18 protein-coding genes are annotated in these 17550 nt (G+C 33.6%); 4 read left to right on the top strand and 14 right to left on the bottom strand.

From position 1 onward, the window contains the following. The coding region (locus ACP3TL_RS14405; protein ID WP_426433218.1) for an ABC transporter permease at positions 1–488 on the top strand (488 nt) is incomplete at its 5' end. Positions 489–502: 14 nt separating this feature from the next. Further along, on the top strand, positions 503–1552 hold the full coding sequence (locus ACP3TL_RS14400) for an acyl-CoA dehydrogenase family protein (protein ID WP_285326459.1): 1050 nt from the start codon (positions 503–505) through the stop codon (positions 1550–1552). 152 nt (positions 1553–1704) lie between these two features. On the opposite strand, the gene ACP3TL_RS14395 is transcribed toward ACP3TL_RS14400, so the two are convergent. The 10 genes from ACP3TL_RS14395 to ACP3TL_RS14350 all read right to left on the bottom strand — a co-directional run bounded on the left by ACP3TL_RS14395 (position 1705) and on the right by ACP3TL_RS14350 (position 10202). Beyond that, a complete protein-coding gene (locus tag ACP3TL_RS14395) occupies positions 1705–2466 on the bottom strand; it encodes an alpha/beta hydrolase (RefSeq protein WP_069832694.1) in 762 nt (253 codons plus the stop codon). A gap of 19 nt (positions 2467–2485) precedes the next feature. Next, positions 2486–3175: an ABC transporter permease gene (locus ACP3TL_RS14390; protein ID WP_069817005.1), complete on the bottom strand. Its 690-nt coding sequence runs from the start codon at positions 3173–3175 to the stop codon at positions 2486–2488. Further along, positions 3175–4119 carry an osmoprotectant ABC transporter substrate-binding protein gene (locus ACP3TL_RS14385; protein WP_069832695.1) on the bottom strand — a complete coding sequence of 315 codons (945 nt, stop codon included), beginning with the start codon at positions 4117–4119 and terminating at the stop codon, positions 3175–3177. The genes ACP3TL_RS14390 and ACP3TL_RS14385 overlap by 1 nt, the downstream gene beginning before the upstream one ends. A 15-nt stretch (positions 4120–4134) precedes the next feature. Continuing rightward, positions 4135–4770, bottom strand: coding sequence for an ABC transporter permease (locus ACP3TL_RS14380; RefSeq protein ID WP_069832696.1), 636 nt, complete (start codon positions 4768–4770; stop codon positions 4135–4137). Further along, positions 4770–5954, bottom strand: coding sequence for a betaine/proline/choline family ABC transporter ATP-binding protein (locus ACP3TL_RS14375; protein ID WP_069832697.1), 1185 nt, complete (start codon positions 5952–5954; stop codon positions 4770–4772). Before ACP3TL_RS14375 ends, ACP3TL_RS14380 begins: the two co-directional genes overlap by 1 nt. A gap of 302 nt (positions 5955–6256) precedes the next feature. Continuing rightward, positions 6257–6730 (bottom strand): thioesterase family protein, encoded by a 474-nt coding sequence (locus ACP3TL_RS14370; RefSeq protein ID WP_069832698.1) that lies wholly within the window; start codon positions 6728–6730, stop codon positions 6257–6259. 1 nt (position 6731) lies between these two features. Continuing rightward, positions 6732–7697 carry a 3-hydroxyacyl-CoA dehydrogenase NAD-binding domain-containing protein gene (locus tag ACP3TL_RS14365; RefSeq protein WP_069832699.1) on the bottom strand — a complete coding sequence of 322 codons (966 nt, stop codon included), beginning with the start codon at positions 7695–7697 and terminating at the stop codon, positions 6732–6734. Further along, positions 7694–8584 carry a beta-keto acid cleavage family enzyme gene (locus ACP3TL_RS14360; protein WP_069817021.1) on the bottom strand — a complete coding sequence of 297 codons (891 nt, stop codon included), beginning with the start codon at positions 8582–8584 and terminating at the stop codon, positions 7694–7696. The genes ACP3TL_RS14365 and ACP3TL_RS14360 overlap by 4 nt, the downstream gene beginning before the upstream one ends. 194 nt (positions 8585–8778) lie before the next feature. Next, positions 8779–9327, bottom strand: coding sequence for a TetR/AcrR family transcriptional regulator (locus ACP3TL_RS14355; protein ID WP_069817023.1), 549 nt, complete (start codon positions 9325–9327; stop codon positions 8779–8781). Between the two features lie 278 nt (positions 9328–9605). Next, on the bottom strand, positions 9606–10202 hold the full coding sequence (locus ACP3TL_RS14350) for a YdeI/OmpD-associated family protein (protein WP_069832700.1): 597 nt from the start codon (positions 10200–10202) through the stop codon (positions 9606–9608). Positions 10203–10390: 188 nt separating this feature from the next. Here ACP3TL_RS14350 and ACP3TL_RS14345 point away from each other — a divergent pair, with 188 nt between their 5' ends. After that, a complete protein-coding gene (locus ACP3TL_RS14345; RefSeq protein ID WP_069817026.1) occupies positions 10391–11764 on the top strand; it encodes an APC family permease in 1374 nt (457 codons plus the stop codon). 192 nt (positions 11765–11956) lie between these two features. Here ACP3TL_RS14345 and ACP3TL_RS14340 read toward each other — a convergent pair whose 3' ends face one another. The 4 genes from ACP3TL_RS14340 to ACP3TL_RS14325 all read right to left on the bottom strand — a co-directional run bounded on the left by ACP3TL_RS14340 (position 11957) and on the right by ACP3TL_RS14325 (position 15716). After that, the gene (locus ACP3TL_RS14340; protein ID WP_069817028.1) at positions 11957–13129 is read right to left on the bottom strand and encodes an MFS transporter; all 1173 of its coding nucleotides are present in this window, start codon (positions 13127–13129) and stop codon (positions 11957–11959) included. Between the two features lie 235 nt (positions 13130–13364). Then, the gene (locus ACP3TL_RS14335; protein WP_069817030.1) at positions 13365–14138 is read right to left on the bottom strand and encodes an ABC transporter permease; all 774 of its coding nucleotides are present in this window, start codon (positions 14136–14138) and stop codon (positions 13365–13367) included. Beyond that, a complete protein-coding gene (locus ACP3TL_RS14330) occupies positions 14138–14788 on the bottom strand; it encodes an ABC transporter ATP-binding protein (RefSeq protein ID WP_069832701.1) in 651 nt (216 codons plus the stop codon). The genes ACP3TL_RS14335 and ACP3TL_RS14330 overlap by 1 nt, the downstream gene beginning before the upstream one ends. A 145-nt stretch (positions 14789–14933) precedes the next feature. Continuing rightward, positions 14934–15716 (bottom strand): CPBP family intramembrane glutamic endopeptidase, encoded by a 783-nt coding sequence (locus tag ACP3TL_RS14325; RefSeq protein ID WP_069832702.1) that lies wholly within the window; start codon positions 15714–15716, stop codon positions 14934–14936. 191 nt (positions 15717–15907) lie between these two features. On the opposite strand from ACP3TL_RS14325, the gene ACP3TL_RS14320 reads away from it, so the two are divergent. Continuing rightward, positions 15908–17494, top strand: a complete 1587-nt coding sequence (locus ACP3TL_RS14320) for an FMN-binding glutamate synthase family protein (RefSeq protein ID WP_069832703.1) — start codon at positions 15908–15910, stop codon at positions 17492–17494. The last annotated feature ends 56 nt before the right edge of the window (positions 17495–17550 follow it).

Genomic DNA, 17550 nt, shown 5'->3' with positions numbered 1-17550 from the left:
TTGATGCAATAGAACCTCTATTTCAATTAATTAGACCTGTCTCCCCTATTGCATGGTCACCATTCGTCGTTTTATGGTTTGGTATCGGGAGTTTACCTGCAATGGCAATTATCTTTATCGCCGCATTTTTCCCAATTGTTTTTAATACAATCAAAGGGATTAGAAATGTAGAACCACAATACTTGAAGATTGCATCTAATTTAAATTTAAGGGGATGGTCATTATATCGAAATATCCTCTTCCCTGGTGCATTCAAACATATTATGGGCGGTATACATATGGCAGTTGGAACAAGTTGGATATTCTTAGTTTCTGGCGAAATGATTGGCGCACAATCTGGACTCGGATTCTTAATTGTTGATTCACGGAATATGTTGAATTTAGAAGATGTTTTATCTGCCATATTCTTTATTGGGGTATTTGGGTTCTTAATTGATCGTCTCATTAGTTATTTAGAGAAAATGATATTAACACGTTTTGGTGAATAAAGGAGAGCATATTTATGAGTTTAAAAACACATATTGAAAACGAATTAGATCCATATTTAGTAGAAATTGATGATGGTTCACACTATCCTAAAACCTTCATTCAAAATTTATTTAAAGAAGGATATTTTAAAGAAAATGATGTCAAAGCAAATTCAGAAGTTATCGAAGAAGTATCAAAATCTTGTCTGACAACTGGCTTCTGTTTATGGTGCCAACTGGCCTTTTCTACCTATTTACAAAATGCAGAACAGCTTCATTTAAATAAAGATTTACAACAGCAATTACTATCAGGAGAGATTTTAGGTGCTACAGGATTATCAAATCCGATGAAATCATTTAATGATTTAGAATCATTCAACTTGTCACATCACTATAATGATGAGCAATTCATTGTGAATGGTAGATTACCTGCGATTAGTAACATTGCTGCAGAGCATTATTTTGGTGCTATTTCTAAATCTGAAACATCAGATGAACTTGTAATGTTTATCGTTCAAGCCAATCAAGAAGGCGTTAATATAAATGAAATGTCTACCTTCTTAGGTGTGAATGGTTCAGCAACATTTTCAATTGAAATGAATGATGTGCACATACCTGAAGCACATATTATTACACACGATGCAAAAACATTCGCGTCTAAGATACGTCCACAATTTGTAGCGTTACAAATACCGATTGCATTAGGTTCTGTGCGTTCATCACTTGATTTAATTCATAAATTCTCTAATGCACAAAATGGTATTAACAAGTATTTAGAATATGATGTTCAAGACTTTGAAACACGTTACGACAATATCAAAAAACAATTTTACAATTTATTAGATACTAATGATTTACAGAATCAATTTGGTGACTTAATTAATTTGAAAAAAGAAGCCGGTTATTTACTACTTGAAGTCAATCAAGCATCCATGGTTAATGGTGGTTCTAGAGCATATTCACCTCGTGCACCTCAAGCGCGCAAATTAAAAGAAGGCTTTTTCTTTGCAGCGTTAACGCCAACATTAAGACATTTAGGTAAACTACAAGAAGAATTCAAAAATAGTAACGCTTCAGTTAAATAGATCAATTTAGAAAAAGTGATCACTACTATAAAATATAAAATCACATTTTATATACTTATTTTATGTGCGTATAACTTTATATAATTTCAATCCCGGAAATTGCGCACAAAAAATGTCGATAAAGTCTGAGACTTTATCGACATTTTTTTATGCTATACTTTTACAAACCATTCAATTGCACGTTTAATACTTTGATCCCAATAAGCATAATCATGTTCACCAGGTCCATCTTCAAATTGATATGGGACTGCTTTTTCATCTAAATACTTGATAAATTGTTGATTATCTTCATGTAAATCATCTTCCGTGCCACACATAATGAGTAACTCCGGAATAACTTTATTTTGGTCTATTGCTTGATCGACTAAATGATACGGATCTAAATCAGTACCTTCAACCCTTTTACTTGTTCCTGCTATTGCTTCACCTGAGAAATCATACCAATCAAAATCCATAAGGTGTTGACCATTAAACACTGCTGATAACGTACAAGCTTTAGCAAAACGATGGCCTTGTGATAAAGCATATTTAATGGTGCCATAGCCACCCATAGAGTGACCAGCAATAAAATTATCTTCTCTTTTATCAGATAATGGTAAAATTTGATGCGCATAATCTAACACTTCTAATACATAATCAAAATAGTTATGGCCATAAACCATGTTACTGTATCCACTATGGTCCCCATTGGGCATAATGACAGCTAATTGATGCGTATTAGCATAACGTTCGATACTTGTGTAACGCATATAAGAAGTTTCATCACTTGAGAGACCATGTAGTAATAATAAAGTTTTCAGTGGTTTCGGTTGTGCTGCTTTATTAAAATAACTTTCATCTTCCGGTAAAATCACCATAAAATGATGATGCATACCTATTGTTTTAGAATTATAATTAATTGATAAAATTGCCAACTTTAATCACTATCCTTTATTAATTAATACTTTGAGGCTTATGCTTTTCTTTTTTCTGTGTTTTATTAGAAGGATCTAAACGTTTTTCTAAAAATCTCAATCCAACGTCAATTAGAATTGCGATTAATGCAATTGGAATTGCACCCGCAAGAATAAACGTCGTGCCATCTGTTGCATTTGTACCACGAATAATAATGTCGCCCAAAGTTGGTGCTCCAATAAATGAGCCAACTGCTACAACACCAATTGCTACAACAAGTGCGATTCTTAAACCACCTAAAATTACAGATAAAGACAAAGGCAACTCAATCAAACGTAACACTTGGTTCCGTGTCATACCCATACCTTTACCAGCATCTTTAATGTTTTCATCAACACCAATAATACCTGTAAAAGTATTTTTAATTATAGGTAACAATGCATATAAGAACACTGTTAAAACAACTGTGTTTGGACCTAAGCCCATCACTAACATTAAAATTGCTAACATCGCAATAACTGGTACAGTTTGTATAATATTGGCAATTGTAATAATCGTCCATGATAATTTTTTATATCTAGCGATGATAATGCCCAATGGTATACCTACAATTGCTGCAAATAAAACACCATATACTGACATTAATAAATGCTTAATAAATAAATCCCATAGGTAGCCAAAGTTGACTGAATAATATTCGACTAATTGCTGTAATAAATTACCTTCCATTAGTTTTGACCACCTTTCTTATCGTCTTCAAAATAGTTGTGTTCTTTCAAGAAATTTTCAGCTACAACAGCTGGTTCTTGACCTTTACCATCTGCTTGATAATTAAGCTTTTGCATTTCTTCTGTTGATATTTTGTCCTTCAACTTATTAATACTTGGTTTTAATTTTGGATGTTTTTCTAATAAACTATTCGTTGCTACTGCACTCGTATCGTATGGTGGGAAAAAGTGTCTATCGTCTTCAAGTACTTTTAAATCGTACCCCTCAATACGTCCATCTGTTGAATAACCAACTGCTACTTCTAAGTTTTTTGAATTTAATGCATCATATACAAGTCCGATTTGCATTGGACGCACTGTATCAAAGTCAAATCCATATTCTTTCGTAAATCCTCGATAACCATCACCTTCACGATGTAACCACGAACTGTCTACGCCAAGTCTTAACTCATCACTATGTTTTTCTAAATCTGAAACAGTTTCTAAATTATATTTCTCAGCTGTTTCTTTAGTAACCATAAATGCGTATGTGTTCGCAAAACCATATGAATCAAAGAATGTTTGATCAAATTTCTTTTGGAACCCATCTTGAGTCGCTGTCATCGCTTTTTCAGGATCTTTTATTGGGTCTTCCTTTAAAGCGCCTGTTAAATCTGTGCCATTGTATCTTGCCCCTGACATATTCGCATCACCATTCACTAAAGCATTGTGTTGAATGGTACTTGAACCTAGATTGTTAATTAATGATGGTTTAATCTTACCATCTGTGTCGTGTTCTATAATGAGTCTCAACATATGAGACATAATTTGTGATTCACTCGTTGCTATTGCTGTAATTTTAACTTCATTATCTGAGCTGCTACCACTTAAACCAGGTAAACTACATCCAGATAACACCGTCAGACACAGTACAAGCACGATACTATACTGTTTAAACTTCTTCATAATGTCCTCCTTTTATTATCTGGATACTTTTAATCCTTTTGGAACAGCCCATTTTTCGACTATTGAAAGTAATACGTCTACAACTAAAGCTAAAACTGTTACAAGTATAGCTGCACTTACAATCATCAATGGATCATATAAATTTAACCCGTTAAATACAAAGTCACCTAAACCGCCTGCACCAACATAACTTGCTAGCGTCGCCCAACTGATTACATATACAGATGATAATCGAATACCACCTAGTATAAGTGGTAAAGCTAACGGTAACTCAATATCTTTCATAAGTTGTAACTTAGTCATCCCCATACTTGTGCCAGCTTCTTTAATATTATTATCGATATTTTTGACGCCTAACACAGTATTATTCAATATTGGTAAAAGTACATAGATAAATAATGCTACAATTGCAGGTAATTTCCCCACGCCAAATATCGGTATCATGATAGCTAATACCGCAAGCGTTGGTATTGTTTGAAGCACACCAGCAATTGTGAGTACGATATTTGAAGTTCTTTTCATTTTGGATAAGATAATGCCTAATGGAACAGCAACTACGACAGCGATTAACAATGCGATCATTGAGATATAAAAGTGTTCAGCTGTTTTTGATATCAGTTGCCCACCATATTGCTCTATGAAATCTTTCATTATTTATCAGCTCCTACATTTTCGGGCTCGACAATTGCATGTTGATTCGCATTGTCATCTTCATCTATTTCGCCCCAGATACTGTCATATACAATATCCACTAGGTTTGCTCTCGTAACTAATCCAATTAATGTTTCACCATCTTTATCCACTACCGGAACGTTTCTTACATTTCGTTTTAAAATTGTACGTACTGAATCTTGTAATTTACTGTCTATTCTTACTCTATAAATATCTCGTTGCATTGTATCGATAAGCTCTTTGTTTGAACGTAATCCTTGGTTAATATCTTCAATATCTAAATAGCCCAGTAATCTACTGTTATTACCTACGACAAAAATAGTGTCTACACGACGTTCTCTCATGACTTTAACTACTTCGTTCAGTGAACGATCTGCGTGTACAGTTACAGGTTTAATCATTGCATCTTTAACTGTACGCTTATTTGGACGATCTTGAATTAATCTATTTTGACCAATAAAATCACGTACGAAATCGTTTGCAGGATGACGTAAAATATTGTCTGGCGTATCAAATTGGATAACTTGACCTTCAGACATAATACAAATTTTGTCTGCTAGTTTAATCGCTTCATCCATATCATGCGTAACAAAAACAAATGTTTTACCTAATTTTTGTTGTAATTCTTTCACTAAATCTTGTAATGTATCTCTCGTAATCGGGTCTAATGCACCAAATGGTTCATCCATTAATATGACATCTTGTTCAGCTGCTAATGCACGCACTACCCCAATACGTTGTTGCTGTCCCCCAGATAATTGAGATGGATATCTATCTAAAAACTCTTCCGGTAAATCTACGAGTTTAATTAATTCTTTCGCTTTACGTTCTTTTTTTTCTTGAGACCATTTTAATAATTTTGGCACTAAAACGATATTTTCTCTGATCGTCATATGAGGCATAAGTCCTATTTGTTGAATTACATAACCAATTTTTCTACGTAATTCTACTGGATTCATTTTGCGGACATCGCCGCCATTAATTGTTATTTGTCCCTCAGTAGCTTCTATCATTCTGTTGATCATTCTTAAAGCAGTTGTTTTTCCACTACCACTTGTTCCTATAAACGCAATAAATTCACCAGATTCAATATCTAATGATATGTTATCTACAGCTTTCTTCCCGCCACCGTAGACTTTTGATAAGTTTTTAATACTTAACATGGTTCAATTCCTTTCTATGTACATATTTAAATTACAAATATTTCATAATAAATTTAGGACTACCTGCGGATGTTATACAAATTCTAAAATAAGTAACAACATAGCTACAAATAGCCCTAATTTATTCGTTTTAGTTGTTAAAAAACAAATCAATTATACAATAAATTAAAATTTGATTTTGTTACCCTATATAATAAGATACCTTAATTAATAAAAATAAACAATTTATACTCATGGATTTTGTTTCTTAAAACATTCAATAAACGAAGTTAATCAATCGTTTCAAATTGATTTCAATTATACTATTTATGCTTAATACCAATCAGATGACCAAGCTCTTTGGGCTGATTTTCAATCGTATTGGTAGCAGCATAATCTTCAATCGCTTTTTTTATCATTTCTGGAAATGCTTCGGGCTTATCTACCGCTATATTCATCCCCATGAGCATCACTTCATAAGTTGCACAACGAGATTGATTTGCATCTGTTAACGTCATAAATACATGTAAACGTTTCGCATCATAATCATATAACTCAACATTAACCGTGATGGATTCATCGACTTTAATTTCTTTTAAATACATCACATGGTTTTCTAAAGTAAACACTGTGTATTGCTTTTGTGCTATCGTCTCTTTATCTAATCCTAGATAAGCAAGCCAAGCATCTGTCGCATCACTAAACACACGATTATATTCAGCGTCATTCATATGACCATTGTGATCCACCCAAATATCTTTCACTTTAGTCGTATATTCAAACTGTGAATGTATCATATTAATACACCGATGGGCTTGTAGCTTTTTTCATTGATGGTGTATCTTCTGGCCAATATGCTTCTGCTAATTTTTTAACTTTGATTAAGAATTCATTGCGTTTTTGATCAAGCTCTGACATTGTTTGGCCTTGTGACGAAGCTTCACAACCATTAACAACTTCATCATATAAATCTTTCGTTAATTCTGGTGCTACTAATTTAGTCCATGGTTTTTTCAAAGCTGGTCCAAATTGTTTTAGCATGTGGCGCATACCGCCTTCTCCGCCTGCCAAATGGAAAGTCATGAACGGTCCATATTGTGCGTAACGTAAGCCTGCTGCATGTGTGAATGCTTTATCTACTTCCTCTGTAGTAGCTATCCCATCATTTACAATATGCAATGCTTCTCTCCAAAGTGCTTCCATTAATCTATCAGCAATATGACCTTCTATTTCATGTCTTACATGCAATACGTCCATGCCGATACTTTCATAAGCTTGTTCAGCTTTTACTGTCGTTGCTTCCGCAGTTAATTGTCCTGGAACAATTTCTACAAGCGGTAAAATATATACCGGATGGAAAGGATGAGCGACAACTAAACGTTCTGGATGTTGCAAGTTTCGCTGTAATTCTGAAGGTTTAATACCTGAAGTACTTGAGCCTATTGTTACATCAGGTCGTGCATAAAAGTCTATTTCTGTAAGCACTTGCTCTTTTATTGATTCAACTTCAGGCACATTTTCTTGTATATGATCTGCTTCTTTAACTGCTTCTTCTAAATAAGGTGTAAATGTAAGCTTTTCTAATGAAGCACCTTCTGCTAAGCCAAGTTCTTCAGCATATGGCCAATTTTGTTTTACTTGTTTCAACATGCTTTCATATGCACCTTCACTTGGGTCTGTAGCAATTACTTCATGTCCATGTGCTAACATTCTTGTAATCCATCCACTACCAATAACGCCTGTACCTACGACTGCGAATTTCATTTTGTGCCTCCTTGTGGATCTCTAAGTTGATATTTTTCACGCGCTTCAGCTGGCGTCATTGGTGCTATATCTAACCCTTTTAATATTTCTACAGCCTTTTCAACGAGTTGTTCATTAGTGGCTTTGACACCTTTTGCCAAATATAAATTATCTTCTAAGCCCACACGTACATTGCCTCCACGTTTAGCCGCTTCTTCTACTGTTGGAAATTGCATTCTGCCAATACCAAATGCTGACCAATGTGCATTTTCAGGTATACGTGTCTTAAAGTATTCTATCGTTTCCGCGTCATTTTCTGCGCCCCATGGAATACCAAGACAGAATTGGAACATCGGCTCTCCTTCAATTAAACCTTCATTTATAAGTTGATTAGCAAATGAAATATGGCCACTATCAAAACATTCTAACTCAGGTTTAACCCCAGCATCTTTAACAAGTTGTGCTTGTTCTCTTAACCAACCTGCTGGACTTAAATAAAGCGTATCACCCATATTGACACTACCACAGTCTAAGGTACACATTTCTGGTAATAATGCGCCTACGGGTTCATGTCTTTCTTCTGGCGTTAGCATGTCTGTTCCTTTTGCACCAGTATATGGATCTTCTAGATTCGGAATGAAGTCTCCGCCCCCACCAGAAGTAATATTTATAACAATATCTTCGTCTGCTTCTCTAATTAATTTCACTGCTTCTTTAAAAAATTCAACGTTATGACTAATGCCACCTGTTTCTGGGTCTCTAGCATGTATATGTGCCACAGTCGCTCCTGCTCTTGCACATTTTATCGCTGAATCAGCAATCTCTTGAGGTGTTACAGGAACACTTTTATTTTTTTCTGTAGTATCTCCAGCACCTGTTATAGCTGCTGTTAGCATAACTTTCTTCATTAATATAAACCTCCAACAGAGTTTTTTAATACATCGATTAGTGTACCAACCAGACGGTTTAGTTTCAACCTTATAACATATAAAAAAAGGGACTAATCAATTTTGAATCATTGACTATCCCTATATTATCAGTGCTTTACATGAAATTTTCATTTAATTATTTTTTTTATAATTTCTAATTTTATTGACCCTTTTTAATCGATTTTTTCATTTTTAGTATAAGCTGTTAATCTTTCTAAAACTTCAGCTCTCATCGAATCATCAATGGCAGCTAAACCAAATATTTCAGACAACCATAGTCCATCGACTGCCATTCGAATAATTGTCGCATCAACTTTGTCTAAGCCATCATTTTCAATATTGAATTGCCATTCTTTATATGTGTCTTGTAAAGGTAATAATAAATTACTATTTATACCTTGTGCAGCTAACATCCCTGAAGTGATAGATGCATTTTCAGAACTATATTCGCGCGTGGCATCTATAAATGCGCGTATCCACTTACCTTGCTGTTGGTCATTATCTTGCACATGTTTATCAACGTTAATTCGATATATTTCGTCTGCATGGTCGACAAGTCCTTGAATTAATGCAAATTTGTTTTTGAAATGATACAACAAGCCACCTTTACTTACGCCTGCTTTCTTAGCAACAGCATCTAAAGTTAAATATTCACTACCTTGTTCATTAACGATAGAAGCAGCTGCTTCTAGTAATTGTATCCGTTTAGAAACTCTTGGCATTAATACACCCTCTCTCTAAAAGTACTTTACGAGTTGATTTCTCATAACACTTTTTATATTCGAGCAAACTATAAACGATAATTGTTAAAGTTGCAACTGTATCTTTTTATTATTAATTAAAATAATGACCATTAAACAAGCGATATGAACTCAACACATGTTTTATTTTATTTAAAATAAATATGAATACCTCTTAAAAAACATTTTACACTTTACTTAAATTAAATTGCTACTTTGTAAACTCACTTCGTTCTTTTAATATCAACTTCAAGTCTATATTATTTATCATCTATACCCTTACCCTCTAAAATATGATCCACATATTTTTCAACGCGTTTTTCGCGTGTTATCGCTCTTTTAGCTTGTCCTATATGGAACATGTATTGTCTTTGTCTACCAGGTGTTAAATTATAAAATGCTTCTTCAAGTTCAGCGCTGTCATTTAATTTTATTTGTAGTTCTTCCGGCATTTCATAGTCTGCTGTTTTTTTCATTGGCACTTGCTTACCTGATTTTTCAATTCTTATCGCTTCTTCAATATACCATTTAATTTCATCTCTTCGTTTTTCAATTTCGTCTAGACTTTCAAAGCGCAACTGTCTTGCAGCTTGGACATTTTTCGTTTGTTGGATAAGTGATTGGTATGGGTCTTCCATGATAGATCCTTTTTCAAAAAGTAACGCGCAATAATGTTTAAAATCTTGAATAATCACAACATTTTTATTGTCTAACGTGTAACAAGGATGCATCCATTTGTAATCTTCTACTAATTCAGTTTCTCTAATAATTTCACGCATTATTTTAAATTCATCTTGCCATTGTTTTAACCTATCAATAAATGCATTTACTTTAATATGATCGTGTTCATTAGTCATAAAAATTGCACCTCTTTATAATTAATTTATTTATCTTTAGTCTACTATGAAATGATTAATTTTATCTATATTTAATCTTTTTAACATTTATACCAAGTTTTCCGATTGATGTACTATGAATTAAATGTTTGTTATGTTATGATTTTTTTATTATTTAGACTATTACATAGAATTTAGAGGTGATTTTAATGCAACAAGCAACAAATTTAAAAAAAGTACTAGGTTTAACTGACGTCTTGGGTATAGCTATCGGGCAAATCATAGGTGCTGGTGTCATGTCACTGACTGGAATTGGTATACAGATGACTGGTAGCGGCATAACACCTGCATTTATTTTATCTGCCATCATCACCTTACTTACGATGCTCCCAATCGCAATATTAGGTTCGACATTACCTACTACTGGCGGAATGTATCAATACACTAGTCGTTTATTGTCTCCAAAGACAGGCATTTTTTGGTTACTATTATTTATCTTTTTGCAGATCACGTTGTCATTATATGCATTGTCATTCGCACAATATTTAGAAGGTCTTTTCCCTGGAGTACCGGTTAGGGCTGTCGCCTTCTCATTATTAACTATTTTATTTATCGTAAATATCGTTGGTATTAAATCTGCCTCTATTATTGGAAATATCATGGTAGTCACTTTAATAGTGGCTTTGTCTTGCTTTATCATATTTGGTGTTCCACATGTTAACTTTGGTGTATTTAATACGAAATCTATGCTCCCAGATGGTTTCACCGGCTTCTTTACTGCTGTAGGCCTTGTTTCTTTTGCGACAGGAGGTGCTCAAGTAGTTGCTGAACTTGGTGGAGAAATGAAAAACCCTAAAAGGGACATTCCAATTGTTATTATTGTTGCTACTATATTTGTCGGATTATTATACGCATTTATTGCCTCAATTGCAGTAGGTGTATTACCTATTCCAGAAGTAGCAGGTAGACCTTTAACGAGTGTCGCAAAAGAAGTATTACCAACTCCGGCATTTATTTTCTTCATGGTGGGTGGCGCAATGTTTGCTTTAGCAACAACACTTAATTCGACTTTTACTTGGGTAACAAAAAGTTTATTAGTCGCAATTCATGACGGTTATTTACCTAAATATTTAGGTAAAGTAAACAAACGTTTTGGTACACCTCATTGGCTATTACTTATCTTTTACATTATTGGTGCATTGCCTATTATTACAGGTATGTCTTTAGATGTTGTTGCACAACTTGGTACAGGCATCTCTCTCATCGTATTTGCATTTCCAGCCTTAGCTGTGACACAATTGCCAAAAAAATATCCTAAAGCATATAAACAATCCCCATTTAAAGTCCCTTATCCTATTCTGGTGACAATTGCTATATGTGCAATTATAGTCTTGCTATGCCAATCTTATTTGCTCATTTCAGATTTAAAATTAGGTTATATCATAGGTACCTTTATATATATTATTATCTCAGCTTTTATTGCTCATTTTTCAAATAAAAAAGCGCATTTAAACATTAGTGAAATACAACTAAATTCTAAGCAAACCCCAGAAAAACAAATCAACTTTTCTAATAATCTATAACTTAATAAAAATGAGGACGGACACATGACATCAATTTTTCAATCGACATGTGTCCGTCCTCATTACTGTTTGACTTCCCAAAATTCTGTTTTCTGCTTAAAATCAAATCTTAATTTACTTATACCTAAAGCTTCTTTATCAAAAATTTTTGTGAGCCAATCAACAATTTTTGATACTCTAAATCAATGTTACCTATGCTTTATTATATTTTGCTACATTTTTTAAACTTATAACCAATATGAGTGCTACTAAAGCAATGGCACCACTAAAGTAAGTTACAGCTAAAACATCTATTTTCGAAACAACCAAGCCACCAATGATACCACCGATACCAATACCAGCATTTAAGCTCGACATATTCCAACTCATAACTTGACTCGTATCACCGTCAACGTGTTCGATGATACCACTTTGAACTGCCGGATTTGTACTCCATTGCATGATGTTCCAAATGAAGATGACCATTAATAGCAAGCCAGTACCTGGTAAGAAAACATTCAAGATTAACATCATAAGAATAAATATTGAAGTTGCAATCGTTAACCAGCGCTTACTTGTTAATTTATCTGATAGTACTCCACCCATCGAAGTTCCTATTACACCTGCTATACCATTGATTAATAATGCTATAGAGACAAATGATAAATCATGACCACTAGACAACATTAACGGATTAATGTAGATAAATGTAACGGAATTCGCTACTAATAATAGGAATGTAATCCCTAAATATTTTGTGATTTCTGCAGGTCTTAAGATTTTAGAATAACTGCTGCCACGTTTTTGACTACTTGTACTTGTTGTAGATGCTTTAAACTCTGGATCAGGTACATAAAAGTACATAAGAATACCAACAAGGATACTTACAGCTACTATAAATAGAAATGTAAATCTCCAACCAACTAAGTCACCAATAATTGTCCCAATCGGCACACCGAATACGTTAGCACCACTAAACCCTGAATAAACAATACCTATCATTTTCCCACGATGTTGAGGTGCCGTTAATAAAGCAGTTAATGCTAGTATCTTCACTACAATTAAAGCTGCAGCTGCTGAAGATAAAATACGTCCAAATACTAAAATAGTAAAATCAGGTGCAACTGCAATAATTACGTTCCCTAACATAAACATTACTAATGCCCATAATAAAACTGGCCTTGGTGAAAAACGATTTGTGACTTTAACCAAGATTGGTCCTGCAATAGCAAAGGTAATTGCATATAAAGTTACTAACTGACCAATAATTGCTTCAGAAACACCTAAATCATTACTCATTAAATTCATAATCCCAGCAACCATCATTTCAACCATACCTACGATAAATATACTTAAAATAAAGGTTGTAATTCGCATAGCTGACATACGTTTCACTCCTTTCTTTCATTTCGTTGCAATTTTTACATAACCACTATATTATAAACCATTCGTCAACAAGTTTGAATACATTTACTTATTGCAATCTCTGACTTATTAATATCATTTTACAATTCACAAATTACTGCAATATTCATTAATTAGCTCATAAAGTTAAAAGCAACAATGAATAAAGGGAACATCCTATTTTAGATGCTCCCTGACTGAATTTCTTCTATAAAAATTAGCGTTGTTTCGCGTGTAAGTGTCGCCCTATCAGTTGATTGCGATGGTTAAAGAATTGTTTGTAACTTAAGTATGTAGCAATTAGTGCTGACATGATTGTTGCTGTTGTATGAATAAACACGACCATCAATTGAAATTTCACAGCTTCTAATGGATCAACACCACCAATAATTAACCCTGTCATCATACCAGGTATAGATACAATCCCATATGTTTTAACTGAATCTATTGTTGGTACAATTGCTGTCTTTACACTTTCCCGTATTGTCGTTTTAGAAGAGAGTTTCGGTGTAGCTCCTAACGCTAATTTAGCTTCAATCCTACTCATCTCTTTAACAAATTCTCTATCTAAATTCTGATAGGCTAAATTAATAGCAATCAGACCATTACTCCCAAGCATACCTGCAATCGGAATGACTTCATTAGGCTTGAACTGAATAGCACCTGTGATGATGACGCCTGCTAATGGTAATGCAACACCAATAAATATTGCTGCAAAAGATATCCAAAACACATGATGCATCACTGGCGATGCTCTACTGATTGTATTCCAAGAAGCATTAATAATGATAATTAGTACAAATAATAAGAGCAACCATTTTTGGTTTACATCAAAGATAAAATGCAAAAGATATCCTAAAATAACAAGTTGAACGACAGCCCGTGTTGTTGCCACGAGTAAATCTTTAATAATATGTAATTTTTCTTTATAAGATACAATCATAGGAAAGATTAGGAGTAACCCTGTTAACACTAAAGCTGTTGTACTCATTATAAATCCTCCTGTTTGTCTATTTTGCCATCAACAATTCGGATTCTTTTTTGAAAATGTTTAATACTCTGATTCGTACTATGAGTAATCCATAAAATCGCAACACCTTCAGCGGCAAACTTGAAAATGAGTTCTTCTACTTTCTCACTATTTTGCGTATCCAATGCACTTGTAGCTTCATCTAATAATAGTATTTGAGGTTTATACATTAATTGTCTAGCAATTGTAATACGCTGTCTTTCTCCACCTGATAGATGCTCTACACTTGTATTAAAATTATAGTGACCTAAGCCAACAGCTTTTAATAACTTCTTAGCTCTTTTACGGTCAAATTTGTCCTCTCGAACTACAGCAGGAAACGCCATGTTATCACCAATTGTAAGATCAAACAAATCACTTTCTTGTAATAAATAACTAATGTCCATACGTAATGACTCGGGTTTAATTTGTTCATAAGCTTTGCCGTTAAAATATATTTCGCCATGCGTTGGGCTAATTAAATTATTAAGCAATCGTAACAATGTACTTTTACCACTTCCAGAAGGCCCTATAATAGCAATTGTATCTCCCTTTTCTATCTTCAAATTGATATTATCGATGATGTTTCTATTGTCTATTTTGTAAGAAACATTTTTAACTTCTAACATCATCTGCCCTCCTTAAAATATGAATCATTTGATATTACTTATTCCCTAAATCAATTATTTTAATAGCCTTTTTTTCTCATAATGAGTTGAGTTAAGGCGTTCACCTAATAATTAATATGTCACTCATCAAATTTCATTTACTTATTTTTTATTTCATAAAAACAATAGCTATGAATGAAATTAAATTATTTACAGCATGTAACGTTATAGCCAGTGCTAAATTCATACCACTCTTTAAATAAACAAAAGCAATCCCCATCGCGATAATAATATAAGATCCTATCTCAAATGGAGATGTGGCACCAATCACATGAACACCTGCAAAAAGTATAATTGAAAGGACAGTGGCGAAGCCATATGTAATTTTTTTGCCTAGTTCATGGATGATTAAATGCCTAAATAATAGTTCTTCAATAATAGGCGTTAAAATCACAATATCAATAAATAAAAATGGTAACATCCTGTTATCAGCGAACATTTCTTCTAATAACATTTGATTTTGTGTTTCATTATATTGTAATGACTTAGGCAAAAATTCCATTAACCAAGCGTATGTTGAATTTAAAATTAAAATTAATAGATATGCACCCATAATCATCAATAGATATCGAGGCACTTTTTTAAATCTATCCATTGCAATTGATATCATTCTATCTTTTCTATGCATTGCATAAAAGCTATATAGAATGATTATTTCTGCAATGACTGCGCCCATGATTAATATATTTTCATCAGTAACAAATGATTCATTTTTTATATCAAAAATAGAATATATTCCATATATCAAAACAAAGAAAATAATAGGAACTATATTATTCGCAACAATATATATAGGGAATAGCCAAAAATCTTTTTTTACAATCTTGTCATTGTTCCATATGTTTTTTTCATTGTGTGCTTTTTTTATCTCTTGAGTTGACTGTTGAGCCATATGACACCTTCCTTATCATTGTATACAATGAATATACCATGATTTAAATTACTTATATACATTTTATAATATATTTATATGGTATCTATCCTCAACACTAGTATATTGGTCAGATAACTTTATAGTAGTTATCATATTGTAAAAAGCGCATTTTGTTGTAGTATATATATATAAATGGGGAGGGATGTTACATGGCGATTTTGACAATATTACAATTCATCGTAAATATTATCATAGTGCTAATTTTATTAAGTATATTAATTATTGGGGGATTTTTACTATTTAAAGATAAGCACCAAAAGCAACATAGTGTATTACGTAATTACCCATTACTTGCACGTGTTCGTTATTTTGGAGAAAAAATTGGTCCTGAACTCCGTCAATATTTATTCTTAGCGGATACGAAAGGTAAACCATTTTCTAGAAATGATTTTACTAACATCGTATTAGCTGGAAAATATAATTCTAGAATGACGAGTTTTGGCACGCAAGAAGATTACGAAGATGGGTTTTATTTACAAAATACAATGTTTCCTTTACAAACATCAGAATTACACATTGATCAGTCACCTATGATTTCTTCTTTTATCTATGAAATCGATAATGAACGTCTGTTCAATCGTGATGAACATAAAATTCAAGCTGAACTTAATCCTTACTATATATCAGAAGAAAACCGCATCACTTTAGGTGCAGAACTTAAGCATCCATTCAAACCTAAGCGCTTAGTTGGCCAATCTGGTATGAGTTATGGTGCATTAGGTAGTAAGGCAATCACTGCACTGTCTAAAGGACTTGGTCAAGCAGGTACTTGGATGAATACCGGCGAAGGTGGATTATCAGAACACCATCTTTCTGGAGACGTAGATCTCATCTTTCAAATTGGACCGGGATTATTCGGCGTACGTGATAAAGCAGGTGTATTTGATATAGATGCTTTTCTTGAGTTAGCACATAGAGATAAGATTAGAGCTTTTGAAATAAAACTCGCTCAAGGTGCCAAAACGCGTGGTGGTCATATGCAAGGTAATAAAGTAACAGAAGAAATTGCAAATATACGTATGGTTGAACCATGGAAAACCATTAATTCACCTAACCGCTTCGATAACATTGATAGTCCAAAAGCTTTACTTAATTGGGTGACTCAGCTCAAGCAACAAGCTCAAAAACCAGTTGGCTTTAAAATTGTTGTAAGCAAAGTTTCAGAAGTAGAAAAACTTGTACAAACTATGGTTGAGACAAACCAATATCCTAGCTTCATAACTGTTGACGGCGGTGAGGGCGGCACTGGTGCAACTTTCCAAGAATTGCAAGATGGTGTTGGTTTACCTTTATTTACGGCTTTGCCTATTGTAACTTCATTGCTTGAAAAGCATGGCATTCGTGATCGTGTTAAAATCTTCGCATCCGGAAAGCTTATCACGCCGGATAAAATCGCTATTGCTTTAGGACTCGGCGCAGACTTAGTGAACGTGGCACGTGGCATGATGATTAGTGTCGGCTGTATTATGAGTCAACAATGTCATATGAATACTTGTCCAGTAGGTGTAGCTACTACGGATCCTAAACTTGAAAGAGGACTGATTATCGATGAGAAACAATATCGTGTCACTAATTTTGTAACAAGCTTACATGAGGGGTTATTTAATATAGCTGCTGCGGTTGGTGTTGAATCACCTACTCAAATATCTAAAGACCATCTTATTATTAAAAATAAAGATGGCGGAATCCAATCTATACGAGACTATAAATTGAAACTGATTGATCAACATCGATGACATAAAGAGAGCTCTATTACTTAAAAGCAATTAAACTGCTTTTCAAAGTAATAGAG

Origin of the sequence: Staphylococcus caseorum, assembly GCF_049943195.1 — a bacterium.
GTDB lineage: Bacteria > Bacillota > Bacilli > Staphylococcales > Staphylococcaceae > Staphylococcus > Staphylococcus equorum_A.
Note: the sequence above shows the minus strand (reverse complement) of the source record. Positions and strands in the feature narration are given on the sequence as shown.